The following is a 13329-nucleotide window of genomic DNA, read 5'->3' as shown; positions in this document are numbered from 1 at the left end:
GGTCCGGTGGGACTGCAGGCCGATCGCGGTTGCACCGGTATCGGCACCGCAGACCGTCTCAGTACGTCCGGTAGCTCGTCGATCCCACGTCGATCCGGACGAGTTCGTTCTCGGCGTAGGCCTCCGGTTCCGCGCCGTACTTCTCGTTGATCCGTTCGCGGGCCCGCTTCGTCTCGGCCTCGTCGTCGACGATCGTCGCCGTGCCGAGCAGCGTCACCGTCCACTTCGTCTCGCCCGCCTCGTCGGCCTGCACCGAGAGCGCGACGCGGGGGTTCTCGCGGATGTTCGCCAGCTTTCGCCCCGTCGTCACGATTTCGACGACGCCGTCCGCGTACCGGTACCACACCGGCGCGACGTGGGGTCGCCCCTCGACGCAGGTCCCGAGGTGGGCCATCACCGGCTCGCTCTCGAGCAATCGCTCCGCTTCCGCCGGGACAGCTGTCACGATCGGTAGGCGGTCTCGACCGTCAAAAGCGATCGCCATGCTGGTGCCGGACCGGTCGCGAGCGGACCGCCTCCTCGGGACTCGTAATCTGGTGGGGTATTTCGTTACCGATTGGCATCCGTGTGGGTTGCTTTCACACGTCAGTGCGGCCATAGTTGATTCATCACGAACTTTTATGCATGTCTGGTCTGTAGAACGGGGTACAGATGTCGGTCGTACACGTAGGCGCCTGACTTCGTTTTCCGCGTAGCGCATCGTTTCGCGACGACCCCATCACCACCCGACCGACATGCACACACGACACTCCACGCCCGACTCGACGCCGGACCGACCCACGAACCCATCGCCCGCCCGGACCCCTCCCGAACCGATCGCTCGCACCCCGACTGATCGGGCGCCCCGGACGTTCACGCGGAGTTCCCACCGCCTCCAGAACCTCGTCGACGAGTTCAACGCCGGATTCCCCGGTTCGACTGCCGATCTATCGGACCAGTCCTGACCCGCCGATCCAAACCGTCTTTTGACCGTCGGCCGTAGGGCCGATCGGCCGATGACGATGCACCCGCTCCGAGTCGGACTCGGCATCCGATCGTGACGAGCCCTATGAGTGCCGAGGCCTCATAACTGACGTTAGTATTTACGAGACGAATGGACTAGAGTCTAACGGTTATTTAAAGCCAGAAAACACCCGTCAAATTCTGAAAACAGGGGCTATTTCGAACGGTCAGCGTGATGGAGATGCCACCCTCGGTCAGCCGATAGGTCAATCCTCGATAGACCGTGTTATTCGTCCTTCGTCCTGCCGATCACTCCCTTTGCAGATCGGCCCTCGATTTATGCCACATTTGCGCTCTCTATTCAGCGTCTTTGAACCCTTCAACTGACAGGAGTCGCGTGCTGAATATAGAAGATGCAGCAAATCGGTAACGATAGGGTACAGCGTTAACGGTAGGATTCGTGGCCAACAATAATAAGCTGTGGTTTGTTAATTCATCACATGGTCAAATGTGCTCGATGCGGCCGTGATGTGGATGATCTTCGAAACATCTCGCCGGATGCTATCACGAAAGAACTGATCGACTCAATCAATCACGGCGAAGAAGACTTTGCCGGGGGAAATGGTCTGAAAGTTTGCACCGAGTGTATGGATGAACTGAAGGGAGACTGAAAACGAAACAGGTATTATTAATTATGATTTCGGCACGATCCGGATTACGACATTCGCGCCCTGTATGCAGCAGAGGCTACAAGAATCATGTGTGGGCTGTTAGTTATCGGCGTTGTCCTTGCCGGAGTGCATCGGCAGTCGCTGTCCCAGAAATGCGAATGTATCTCTGAGCAGTGGCGAGATCGCTCCACCCCATCAGTGCCTGTAATGGGACTGGCGCAACCCCTTGGTAGGCGTGATAGCTCGCAGCCGTTGCTAGCAAACAGTGTGGATAAACACGCCCTCGGAGATCGGCAGCCTCGGCCGCTTCGTTCACCCGTCTATTAATCGTCGAGCACGAATGGGGGAACGAATCGTAGCGTTTGGCGAACCGTTCGATACACAATTCGAGACGCAAAGACAGGTCGAAGGGGATAGCTCGCGCAGAGGAGATCGTCTTCGGATGCCACCGCGCCTCTACTACCTCGTCCTCGGTGAGGTCGTCACAGTGGTTCACTTCCTGAGCTGCTTGGCGACGACAGTATCCGCAGGAACACGGTTCATGCTGGGGAATCTGGAGCAGTTTCCGATCCCAGTCGAACCACTCGGTATTGAGGTGGGAAATCTCTCCGCCCCGCAATCCGAGCCGTCCTGCGGCCAAACAGATGAACCGAGCTTGGAAATCACGGGGACTGGGTAACTCCGAGCAGGCTTCGAGTAGCAACTCGAACTCTCGGTCAGTGAGGACATCTTCGTGACAATGGCGTGTCGTCAATGCTCGTCGATGGCGCTTCGCCCACGTTGATGACTCAGACTGATGCTGGGTCATTACAGCCGGAGATGTGCGCGAGTCCCAGAGAAACTATTCAAAATGGAGATTGTTTGGCAGTGCTGAATTGAGAGCTTCACTTCAGCAGGACCCGATGCTGATGCGCCTACTAAATGTCGGAGCCCATGTTCGCAGGCAGTCGACGGAACGAGGAGGACAGTCGATGGCCTCTAGATCCCCGGAACCAGTTCACTACTGACAGCAGTCAGTCACCCGCGAATTCATTAGATGGTTTTAGTCGGTGGAACGAGATGCATAGCTATGGACACACTCCAATCGAACGGCAGTACGTTCCGGGGGTACCGATGGTAAACGTCGCGCTCTCAGCGGCACAAATCGTCTTAGCGCTGTTTCTCGTGGTGCTCAACGGCTTTTTTGTCGCTGCAGAGTTCGCCTTCGTTCGGATTCGGGGAACGTCGGTTGACCAACTCGTCGAAGAGGGGCGGCCCGGCTCGGGAACGCTCCAAGAAGTGATGACGAACCTCGACAACTACCTCGCCACGACGCAACTCGGCATCACCATCGCCTCGCTCGGATTGGGATGGGTCGGCGAACCCGCCGTGGCGGCGCTCATCGAGCCCGTACTGGAACCGGTTCTCCCGGCGAATCTCATCCATCTCGTCGCGTTCGCAATCGGCTTTAGTATCATTACGTTTCTCCACGTCGTCTTCGGTGAACTCGCACCGAAGACGCTCGCAATCGCCCAGACCGAGCGACTCTCGCTGTTCCTCGCCCCGCCGATGAAGTTCTTCTATTACATCCTCTATCCGGGAATTGTCGTCTTCAACGGGGCAGCCAATGCTTTCACGCGGTCGCTCGGTGTGCCGCCCGCGTCCGAAACGGATGAGACACTCGGTGAGCAGGAACTCCTTCGGGTACTCACACGATCGGGCGAGGGCGGGGACATCGACGTGGCAGAAGTGACGATGATCGAGCGCGTCTTCGATCTCGACGACACCGTGGTGCGGGAGGTCATGGTCCCACGGCCGGACGTGGTGAGCGTTCCGGCGGATGCCACGCTCTCCGAACTACATTCGACCGTCTTAGAGGCCGGTCACACGCGCTATCCGGTTCTTGACGCCAACGACGGTGACCAGGTGGTCGGATTCGTCGATGTCAAGGACGTATTGCGAGCAGAGGTGGACGATGGGGATGCCGAGGTAGTTGGTGACATCGCCCGCGAGATTCTCATCGTCCCGGAGACGATGGCAATAAGCGATCTCCTGATACAGTTCAGGGAGGATCGCCAGCAGATGGCCGCAGTCATCGACGAGTGGGGAGCGTTCGAGGGGATTGCGACGGTCGAAGACATCGTCGAGGCCCTCGTCGGGGACCTTCGGGACGGGTTCGATCTCGATGAGCGCGAACATTCGATACGCCAGCGTGACGATGGGGGGTACGACATTGACGGCGGAGTCCCATTGTCGAAAGTTTCCGACGCCCTCGATGGCGACTTCGAGAGCGAAACGGTCGAAACGATCGGTGGGCTGGTGCTGGGACGACTCAACCGCGCGCCAGAACCTGGCGATCGCGTCGAGATCGACGGTCACGTCGTTGAGGTAACGAGCGTCGAGGGGACCCGAATTTCGACGGTATGGGTCCACGAAAGAGATATCGGCGATCCAGCAGTGGACTGATAGTGATATAAGCGTTGATCCTCATACTTTCCAGTGTAGCAGATCACAAATCTGTCGAAATCGGCGTGCAAGACTTAGAGGATGAGTTCAGCACAACACCATTGTTTGTCTCACATTGGTAGGAGTGAACGATATGCGCGATATACGTACGAACGTTATGCTTCGGAACCTAGTAGTTATAGATTCTTCTCTTAGAAGTCTGCTAGACAAAGCAAGTGGTGATATCCACAATAGTCCTACTCTTGAACTGCTTCGTCGGCGGTAAATGCCGTGAGGACATCATCAGTATTACCACTCCGAGACAGTACCGTCACGATGTCATCTGGTTGAATAACAGTTGTTCCATGCGGCGTCAATACGTGATCTCCTCGTTCGATCGCGATAACTAACGAGTCATCGTCGAGAACATTATTTTCAACCGCCTCTGCAAGTGTACGATCGACGATCGGAGCATCGTCTGCTACAGTTACATCGACGACATTCGCATCACCAGCGAGGCTGATGATGTCTGTCGCTCTGGGTGAGGAAATTTCCTCGTCGGGACCGAACGCGGTGTAAGGACTGTGTGTTTCGGATTCCACGAGTGTCTCGTCCTCGATCTCGATCCCCAGTCGTGAGAGTGCTCGTGCGATCCGCCTGAGGTGTTCCGTGTCTTCACCGACAGCTAAAATGTGCAGGTTTCGTCGGCCGGTCATCAGCTGTCGGACGTTGATGACTCCGGGGACAGCGCTGGCTTCCTGCGCGAGCGCATTGCGTTCGGAGACCGGTACGTTGCAGACGTAGAGATTCGTCAGATGGCCCTCCGCCCGTTCGAAATCGATTTCGGCGGTGTAGTTTCGGATAATGTCGTGCTCTTCCAGGTTGTCGATCCGATTGCGTATCGTTCCCGGGGAGACGTTGACCTGTTCGGCAATCGTCGGTGCGGATGTGTTTCGGGCATCCCGCATCAACTCGTAAATGATGCGCCGATCGATCTCGTCGAGCCGATAGTCCATGTCACTCGTATCGACTCGTGGTCATTTATATTGTTCTGGAATAGCGAATGCTTAATGCGCAATTATCCACCCCTATTATTGCTGATACAGCATTTTCTACCGATGATCTTATATATGGGCTATCCGATTTCCGGGTATGAGCCACGGCGAGAGCGACGAGGAGCTCGCGAAGGACCTCGGCCTCATCTCGGCGATGACGATCGGTATCGGGACGATGATCGGTGCCGGCATCTTCGTCTTGCCCGGCGTTGCCGCCAACGCAGCAGGGCCGATCGTCGTCATCTCGTTCGTCGTCGGCGGCCTGATCGCAATGGTGAACGCGCTGTCGGTCTCCGAACTCGGCACCGCGATGCCGAAAGCCGGCGGCGGTTACTACTACATCAACAAGTCGCTCGGACCGATGTTCGGATCGATCGCCGGCATGGGCGACTGGATGGGACTGGCCTTCGCCTCGGCGTTCTACTGTATCGGCTTCGGCCAGTATCTCGCCGTCTTCGTCCCACTGCCCGAGATTGTCTTCCTCAGCCCCATCCAGGTCGGCGCACTCATCGCGGGAGCGGTCTTCGTCGGTGTCAACTACATCGGGGCGAAGGAGACCGGCGGCGTCCAGACGATCATCGTGTTCTCCCTGCTCGCGATTCTCACCGCGTTCGCACTCGCCGGTTTCTCGTCGTTCGACTACGCGACGCTGGCCGACGAGGGCGGCCTCGCGCCGTTCGGGGCGGGCGCGATTCTGCCGGCGACCGCGCTCGTGTTCGTCTCGTTCCTCGGCTACGCGAAGATCGCGACTGTCGCCGAGGAGTTGAAGAATCCGGGCCGGAACCTCCCGATCGCCATCATCGGGAGCGTCGGAATCGTGACCGTCATCTACACGATCCTCGTGACCACCATGCTCGGGGTCGTCTCGTGGCCCGAACTCAGCGAGGACGCGCCGGTCGCACAGGCCGCCGAGCTCGCGTTCCCGGCCTCGATCGGTCCCATCGGGGGCGTCGCGGCTGTCGCCGCGGCGTTGATGACCGTCGGCGCACTGCTGGCGACGGCCTCGTCGGCCAACGCCTCGATCCTCGCCTCCGCACGGATCAACTTCGCGATGGGACGGGACAAGATCGTCACCAACTGGCTCAACGAGATCCACCCGAACTTCGCGACGCCCTACCGATCGATCCTCGTCACGGGCGCGCTCATCATCGCGTTCATCGCGGTCTTGGGTCAGGAAATCGAAGTGCTCGCGAAAGCGGCGAGCGTCCTCCACCTTATCGTGTACGCGCTGATGAACGTCGGACTCATCGTGTTTCGAGAAGCCGACGTTCCGGAGTACGATCCCGACTTCGAGGTCCCGTTCTATCCCGTTACGCCGATCCTCGGCGCGGTCCTCTCGCTCGGCCTCGTCGCGTTCATGGACGGAGTCGAGATCGCACTGTCCGCGGTGTTCGTCGTCGGGGCGGTGCTCTGGTACTTCCTCTACGCTCGGGACAAGACGGTCCAGCAGGGCGTCCTCGCGGACTACATCCGCCACCGTGAGGGGGAGATGCCGGATCGCGTCGTCGAGGCCGCCGATGCAGTCGCACCGAGCGGCGGGAAGGGGCCGACGATCATGGTCGCACTGGCCAACCCGCGAACCGAACGCGCGCTCATCACGCTCGCCAGCGCGCTCGCCGAACACGAAGACGGGCGCGTCCTCGCGACGCATATCGTGACCGTCCCCGATCAGACGGCGCTCGCCGCTGCCGCCGAAAACGGCGATCGGATCGACGCCGTCTCGGAATCGCTTCTCGACGACGCTAAAGCGGACGCCGCGGCGTTCGACGTCCCGATCGAGACGAAGACGATCCTCTCCCATCGGGGTCTCGAAGAGGTCTACGACGCGGCGCAATCGATCGACGCCGACACGGTCGTGATGGGTTACGGCGGTACGCGGTTTACTGGGGGTCGTGCGGAGAGCACGCTCGACGAACTGACCCACGACCTGCCGTGTGACTTCCTTGTGCTGGACGCAACGGAGTTCGATCCGACCGACATCGTCGTCCCCACGGCGGGCGGGGCGTCGTCCGACCTCTCCGCAGAGGTCGCCCGTGCGCTCCACGATACGATCGACGCCGAGGTGACGTTGTTACACGTCGCCGAGGAGGGGGAGGAAGCAGAGGGACGGGAGTTCTTGCGCGAGTGGGCGGACAGCCATCAGTTGTCCGAAGCCGCGTTACACGTCGAGACCGGAGACGTCGAGAGCGCAATCGAACGCTCCGGCGCTGATCACGGGCTCGTAATAATCGGTGCGACCGAGCGCGGGCTCCTGTCGCGGATCGTCCGGGGATCGCTCGTGTTCGACGTGATCGAGGACCTCGACACGCCCGTCCTGTTGGCCGAACGGCCGTCGTCGCGGTCGCTCGGTGATCGGCTCTTTGGCCGCCGCTGACCTGTCCAGCGTCCTCAACTGAGTCGTCGTTACTCGTTCCTCTCCGTCCGCGGCAGGGCGATGACGGGCCGATCGGCCTGAGTAACGAGTTTGAGCGATCGGTCACCCGACAGAAACTGCATGATTCGGTTGCCCCCGCGGGCGCGGTACGCGATGGTGCTCGCGTCGACATCGTCGGCAGCCTCGAAGATCGCTCCGACGACGTCACGAGCGTAAGCAGTGTGATCGTCGGCGTCAGGAAACACCTGGCGGACAGCGGCGTACGACTCCGCGGCCAACTCCTCGGACTGCTCGACGGGCGTTTTGTCCGGCACTCCCTCCCCCTTTTCGACGACGTGGAGCGCTGTCACGTGGTCGGGATCGTAGGGCTCGAGCGCCATCGCCGTCTTCAGGGCATCGTCCTCGTGTGCGACCGGAACGAGAACGTGAGCGAGAAGCTCACCCCGGGTAGAGCCGTGCGCGTTGCTCATACGAGAACGGAGGAAATCCCACACTATAACGATTCGGTGGGGTAGTCGACCGTCGTTCGATCGAGCACTCCAACGTCACTCGTCGTCGGGGTTGACCTCCCCGAGGAATCTCCAGTACGCCGTTTCCGTGCCGTCCGGATGGCGTTCCGGGGTGGCGTGGTAGAGGTACGGACCGTGCGGACAATCATCACAGTCCTCACTACAGTACACCTGTTTTACCACTTCGGTGTAGCCGTCGTGTTCGGTAACCCGAACGATGTCTTCCCCGGGCTCCGGCTCGATCGGTGATTCTCATTTCCTTCAGATGTTCACGGGTTTGATGCAATCGAGGTATTCTTCCCGGGCTTCGTTCCTGTCGACGCGGGTGTAGATGTCCATGGTCTCGCTGTTGCTGTCGCCACGAATGTACCGGAGGACGTGGTCGCTCATCCCCTGGTTCCGCATCAACGTGGTGAAAACCGTTCGATAGGTGTGCGGGGTGAATTTCTTGTGGAACCGTTTCTCGCCCTCCTGCATTATCTCGGCGTCGACCGCGGCTTTCCTGATGACTCTCCGGACGCGCTCCCGACTGACTCGATCGCCACGGATTGACACGAAGAGGTAGTCCGTCCCGGGATCGTGCAGGCGGACATACATGAACCGTTCAATCGCACGGATGGTTTCCTGATCGATGGGGACGACCGTTTGTTTGCCACCCTTCCGTTTCCTGAGCCGGATGAATCCTTCCTCGAGCATGAGGTCGCCCAACCCGATCTCGAGGGCTTCGATCAGTCGGCACCCGGTTTTCGCGAGGACAATGGCGATCGTCTTATTTCGCGGATTGGTGATGTGGTGGATAATCGTCTTGCCATTTTCCCAGGTGGCGCAGTCCGGTCGATCCCTGATTGTCCGCGGGAACTCTTCGAGGACGACCGCGGCAGGGTTCCCCGTAATCTCCTCGAACCGTGGTCGTTTCATCGCCCACGTGAAGAAGGCCGAAAGGCATTCGAGGTAGCGACGTTTAGTGTTGGAGGCCAATCCTCGGTCGTCGAGGATGGCGACGTACTCTTCGATGTGTCGCACCTCGGTTTCAGTCGGGGCGAGGTCGGGGAAGTGCTCGTGGTAGAACTTCTTGAGAACACGGCTGTACTCGTTCAGGGTTCGCGGACTCCGGCCCATCGTTTGCTTGCTCGTGAGGAACTCCTGGATTTCGCTGTGTTTGTTGTCGAAGACCTGGCGCTCCCAGTCGTCGGCCATCACTCATCACCTCCCGTGAGTTTCCAGCCGTGGCCCTGTTTGTACTCGACGCGATCCTGTGCTGCGAGGAAGTACAGCTGGTCCTCGACCGGCTTCCGGATCAGGTCGTTCAGCGCCCCGCTTTCCACGATCGACTGAAGGATTTCCTCCAGGGGTTTATACTGGGTGTCGATAAACCGGAAGAGAAACTCCGGATCGTCTATCTGTACCTTGCCACTCTCCCGTTGCTCCTTCTTCTCCAGTTGCGTTTCGAGGGTCTCGATCCGCTGGTTCGGATAAGGAGGCTACGGTCGGTCTGGGAACAGCGCGAGGTGGCTGATGATGAGCCGACTCTCCAGCCCGCCCGCCAACGCGCCCGAGAGTACCCCGATGGTGCTGATGAACGCACCGGTTCGGACGAGATCGATGAAGCCCACGGTCGGTTCCTCCAGGCTTGGCCAGTTGGACATCAGATTCGGCGGGAAGACGACCAGTTCGATGACGAGGATGATCGCCCACACGAGCGTGAATAAGCCGACCATCGCGAGAAGGAGGACGAAAAAGACCGTAACGTTGACCAGGGCCGTGTGTTCGGTGACGATCTGATGTCGTTTCCGCGGGAAGGAGAGGTTCTGGGCGAACAGGAGGTAGAGCGTTGCAGTGAAGATACTGACGACCGCGAACAGCGCTGCCGTCACGTTGGTCATATGGAAGCCGACGTCCCAGGATTCGGCGCTGAAGACGATGACGAGCGTTGGTGCCAGCGCGGCCGTCGACAGCTTCGGTAACGAGAGTGGCAACAACGGTGCCCGGCTGTTCCCGAGCGCCTGCAGGATCTGTCCGGGATTTCGAGCAGCACTGACTGCGTGGAAGGTGAGGCGCTCTACTGGGCCGCGTGGGCGGGCTTCAGCCGCGGAGACCTCCTCGGCGATTCGATGGAGATACCGCTCGACGTCCGCATCGATCGGCGGAACGGCCCGTCGTTCCGGATCGAACCGGAACGGCTCCATGACGCCCCCGTCGGCGTCGCGGTGACGGGCGCCCAGCATGTGTCCGACGAGGTGGACCACGAGCGTGGCCGTATTCCAGCGGACGGCGTCGGCCTCGAGCGAGCGTCGAGGTTCGTTACGGGGCGCACTGCGGAGGTTGTGCGTCGAGATGACCGCGATGCGAGAGAGCGGCGACGCCAGTCCGGGGACGAATCGCTCCTTACTCGAGACGAGCGGAACGTCCGTCACGACGAGGATCAAGTCGTACGGCCCCTCGACCATCTGGTGCGTGGCGCGGTCGAGGAACTCCGAGGGCCGCCGCTTGTCGTGGTCGGCGAGCGTTACCGCGTCTTCGAGGTAGAACCGCCAGGTGACGTCCGTGACCGACGCGAGTTCGCCGACCGTATCTTCGGCGGCTCGCGTCGCAAACGACTGGAGCCGGCTCGGGTCGGTTCCCGGCGCGTGTGCGACCAGCACCCCCACGTCGATCTGCAGCCCGATCGATCCCTCGCACTCGGCCGCGACTAGCGTCGGGCCGTCGTGGTCGTCCGAGAGAGAACGACACATCGTCAGACGGTTCATCGTGGGGGGTCTTAACGGCTGGTGGCGACGTCCCCATGTGAGTACCGTGCGACAGGCCGACCCAACCCTACCGAATTCGAAACGTACTGATAGCGCGCTACCATCGCGTTCGATTCTGCCCGAATACCACTTGCCGAAGTGAGTACAGATGGATTCGGCTGGGCGGTACGAGTACACCGTTTCCGTTCGAGTACCGAGGCCACCGATTTACATGTCACCGGAACCTAACTGGGTCGGACGCCAGTGACTAGTTCCCGAAATCGGAACGCACCACGTAACTCACGAACGGCGCTTCGCTTGCGCGTACGGGCGACGAAACGACCGAAATAACGTAGATCACGAAATTCACCGTGGCCACAGGTACACGGCGGACGTGACGTTCCGTTCGCGGCTCCTCCATCTCGGACGGGGGACGGGGATTCGTACGGGTTGCTGTCCCGATGTCCCGGCGCACCCGCAGATGGGGCGTGGTCGCGCTGGAACGTCCCCCGTGCTACATGACGGACAGCAGCCCGTATCAGCGCGTCCGAAACAGTACGTCTACTGCGGACCCGATCGAAAAGTGAATCTAGTTGTTGTCGCTCCGGAGCGGGGCTCCGTAGTCGATGTGGACGTCCGGTGTACTGGACGAGTCCGGTGCGGGGACGCCGTTCCAGTCGACGACGTGAACGTTCGCCAGCTGGCCGGAGAACCGGAACCGCATCACGCCGGTATCGATCGCCCCCTCTGCGGAGTGGTCCGTAACGACGGTCGCCTCCTCGAGCGGATCGGCACCGACGAGTTCGATGTCGCCGTCGACGGTGATTTCGTAGTTCGATGGCACGCCTCGGCCAACGATCGTCACGAGATTTGGCAGGGTCTCGGTGGTCTCTTCGGGCATACGTTGCCAACGCTATTCTGTCGGTATAAGCCTTCTTTTCGACAAAAACGTAGGAATCAGTGAACGTTCGATACGAGTGAATGCGAATCGACTCACATATTTACGTACCGGTTCTCCCATTCCCGCCGCTCCTGGATCGCTTCCTCTCCCGCGTCGGTGATGGCGTAGTAGTTCGTCCGCCGATCGAGTTGCCCTTTCTCGACGAGTTCTTTGTTGACGAGGGTGTCGAGATTCGGATACAGCCGGCCGTGATTGATTTCGGCGCTGTAGTATTGCTCGACGTCCTCCTTGACGTCCTGGCCGGACGGCTGGTCGGCACCTGCGATCACGTACAGTAAGTCTCGCTGGAATCCGGTGAGGTCGTTCATCTCACAGGAGTCTTCACCAAAGCTGTATTTGATTTCTTTTCCGAACTGTGTTGTACGTGTATACCGCGAGACTATCTTCGTTCGGTGACTGTCGAATCCGATTTTATCGATCCTGACCGTCACGACTCCTGACTTCCGTAGCCACAGTGGCACACCAGTCCGATACCGGATGCCGCGTTCGTCACACCTGACAGTAAGTCGCGCGCTTCGGGTGCAGGCCCGTAACTCACGCACGGTTCTCGGGGGGATCGTATCGGGCGCGACACCCGGAGCGCGAAGCGCAGGGAGTGCACCCGATTCGATCGGTCGAATACGATTTCGAACCGGTCAGTCGGCGTCGCGGGCAGTCTCGAACGAGAAAACCTATATGGAACCGATCGACAGCGGGAGGTGTAATGAACGAGAATCGGACGATCGCCGATATTCTCGAGCGAGTACGGGAGTCGCGCCGGCGAAAGCGGTGTCCGCACTGTGACGGTGCCGTTTCTATCCGTGGGTTCAGGGGCGAGTACCGCTGGGAGTGTCTGAACTGCGATGCGATCGGCATCGGATTCACGTCCCGGTCGGAGGCTCTGCAGGGCGTCCAGAAGCAGCGCCGGTAATCGCCGCCGGGAGACACGGTTCGTCGATCGTGTCGACCTCGCGTCGATCGTGCAGATCCCCACGGCGTCGGCACCGAACGACTCGTAGATCCGGATCGGCCTCGCTCGTAGTTCTGAATCGCCCTCTCCAGAGCGTTCGGGAGCGGCTTCGGACCCGATCGAGGAGCGGTCTCGAACGCTGACTCGACGGCCATCGGTTGCGCCGTCGTCCCATCACCGTGCGTGATAGTCACGATACCGTGGAGGTGGAACGTGGGTTTATATCCGTATCAGTGGGACGGGAACGCGGGTTCATGCCTATCGAAAACCTTGCCCGAAGCGACGTCGTAACGGCATCCGAAGACGAGTCCGTTCAGGAACTCGCAACACGGATGGACGAGTCCCACGTCGGCAGTATCGTGATCACAGACGGCGACGAACCGATCGGAATCGTCACCGACCGCGACCTCGCGACGCGCGTGATCGGTGACGGGATGGATCCGGCGGATACGATGGCGAGCGACGTCATGTCCGACGATCCGACGACCATCGACGACACTGCCGGGTTCTACCAGGCGACTGAACTGATGAGCGAACACGGCGTCCGTCGACTCCCGGTCTGCGACGACAACGACGAACTGGTCGGGATCATCACGTTCGACGACCTCAACGAACTCCTCGCCGACGAACACATGCAGTTCGCGGACGTTATCCAGGCCCAGCGACCGGAGTACTGACGAGTTCGTACCGTCGGCGCTGGCCGACTCTCCATCGAATT

General features: G+C 60.0%; 13 protein-coding genes and 1 pseudogene. 4 read left to right on the top strand and 10 right to left on the bottom strand.

Going from position 1 to position 13329, the window contains the following annotated elements; genetic code table 11:
• Nucleotides 1–58 precede the first annotated feature (58 nt).
• Together AC6I6X_RS17905 and AC6I6X_RS17900 are read right to left on the bottom strand one after the other, a co-directional pair.
• A complete protein-coding gene (locus AC6I6X_RS17905; RefSeq protein ID WP_497931918.1) occupies nt 59–484 on the bottom strand; it encodes a pyridoxamine 5'-phosphate oxidase family protein in 426 nt (141 codons plus the stop codon).
• A gap of 1232 nt (nt 485–1716) precedes the next feature.
• Nucleotides 1717–2421 (bottom strand): tyrosine-type recombinase/integrase, encoded by a 705-nt coding sequence (locus AC6I6X_RS17900; protein ID WP_497931917.1) that lies wholly within the window; start codon nt 2419–2421, stop codon nt 1717–1719.
• 305 nt (nt 2422–2726) lie between these two features.
• On the opposite strand from AC6I6X_RS17900, the gene AC6I6X_RS17895 reads away from it, so the two are divergent.
• Nucleotides 2727–4058 (top strand): hemolysin family protein, encoded by a 1332-nt coding sequence (locus AC6I6X_RS17895; protein WP_497932222.1) that lies wholly within the window; start codon nt 2727–2729, stop codon nt 4056–4058.
• A gap of 236 nt (nt 4059–4294) precedes the next feature.
• Here AC6I6X_RS17895 and AC6I6X_RS17890 read toward each other — a convergent pair whose 3' ends face one another.
• On the bottom strand, nt 4295–5053 hold the full coding sequence (locus tag AC6I6X_RS17890) for an Lrp/AsnC family transcriptional regulator (RefSeq protein WP_497931916.1): 759 nt from the start codon (nt 5051–5053) through the stop codon (nt 4295–4297).
• Nucleotides 5054–5189: 136 nt separating this feature from the next.
• Between AC6I6X_RS17890 and AC6I6X_RS17885 the strand changes: the two genes are divergently transcribed.
• Entirely contained in the window at nt 5190–7466 is a 2277-nt protein-coding gene (locus AC6I6X_RS17885) for an amino acid permease (protein ID WP_497931915.1), read from the top strand.
• A gap of 29 nt (nt 7467–7495) precedes the next feature.
• Here AC6I6X_RS17885 and AC6I6X_RS17880 read toward each other — a convergent pair whose 3' ends face one another.
• The 7 genes and pseudogenes from AC6I6X_RS17880 to AC6I6X_RS17850 form a co-directional block, all read right to left on the bottom strand.
• Entirely contained in the window at nt 7496–7936 is a 441-nt protein-coding gene (locus tag AC6I6X_RS17880) for a universal stress protein (protein ID WP_497931914.1), read from the bottom strand.
• Nucleotides 7937–8011: 75 nt separating this feature from the next.
• Nucleotides 8012–8224: pseudogene (locus AC6I6X_RS17875) on the bottom strand (hypothetical protein); the annotation flags it as partial.
• A 12-nt stretch (nt 8225–8236) separates the two neighbouring features.
• Complete coding sequence (locus AC6I6X_RS17870) at nt 8237–9172, bottom strand: tyrosine-type recombinase/integrase (protein WP_497931913.1); 936 nt, start codon at nt 9170–9172, stop codon at nt 8237–8239.
• The gene (locus AC6I6X_RS17865; RefSeq protein WP_497931912.1) at nt 9172–9300 is read right to left on the bottom strand and encodes a hypothetical protein; all 129 of its coding nucleotides are present in this window, start codon (nt 9298–9300) and stop codon (nt 9172–9174) included. The genes AC6I6X_RS17870 and AC6I6X_RS17865 overlap by 1 nt, the downstream gene beginning before the upstream one ends.
• 156 nt (nt 9301–9456) lie before the next feature.
• Nucleotides 9457–10707 (bottom strand): hypothetical protein, encoded by a 1251-nt coding sequence (locus tag AC6I6X_RS17860; RefSeq protein WP_497931911.1) that lies wholly within the window; start codon nt 10705–10707, stop codon nt 9457–9459.
• A gap of 583 nt (nt 10708–11290) precedes the next feature.
• The gene (locus AC6I6X_RS17855; protein WP_497931910.1) at nt 11291–11602 is read right to left on the bottom strand and encodes a hypothetical protein; all 312 of its coding nucleotides are present in this window, start codon (nt 11600–11602) and stop codon (nt 11291–11293) included.
• A 92-nt stretch (nt 11603–11694) separates the two neighbouring features.
• A complete protein-coding gene (locus tag AC6I6X_RS17850; protein WP_497931909.1) occupies nt 11695–11970 on the bottom strand; it encodes a PadR family transcriptional regulator in 276 nt (91 codons plus the stop codon).
• Between the two features lie 395 nt (nt 11971–12365).
• Between AC6I6X_RS17850 and AC6I6X_RS17845 the strand changes: the two genes are divergently transcribed.
• Together AC6I6X_RS17845 and AC6I6X_RS17840 are read left to right on the top strand one after the other, a co-directional pair.
• On the top strand, nt 12366–12572 hold the full coding sequence (locus AC6I6X_RS17845; protein WP_497931908.1) for a hypothetical protein: 207 nt from the start codon (nt 12366–12368) through the stop codon (nt 12570–12572).
• Nucleotides 12573–12865: 293 nt separating this feature from the next.
• Nucleotides 12866–13288 (top strand): CBS domain-containing protein, encoded by a 423-nt coding sequence (locus AC6I6X_RS17840; RefSeq protein WP_497931907.1) that lies wholly within the window; start codon nt 12866–12868, stop codon nt 13286–13288.
• The last annotated feature ends 41 nt before the right edge of the window (nt 13289–13329 follow it).

It is taken from the genome of Halosolutus sp. YCN4 (genome assembly GCF_059736495.1).
The sequence above is the reverse complement of the archived record's forward strand: the minus strand, read 5'-3'. Positions and strand labels throughout refer to the sequence as shown.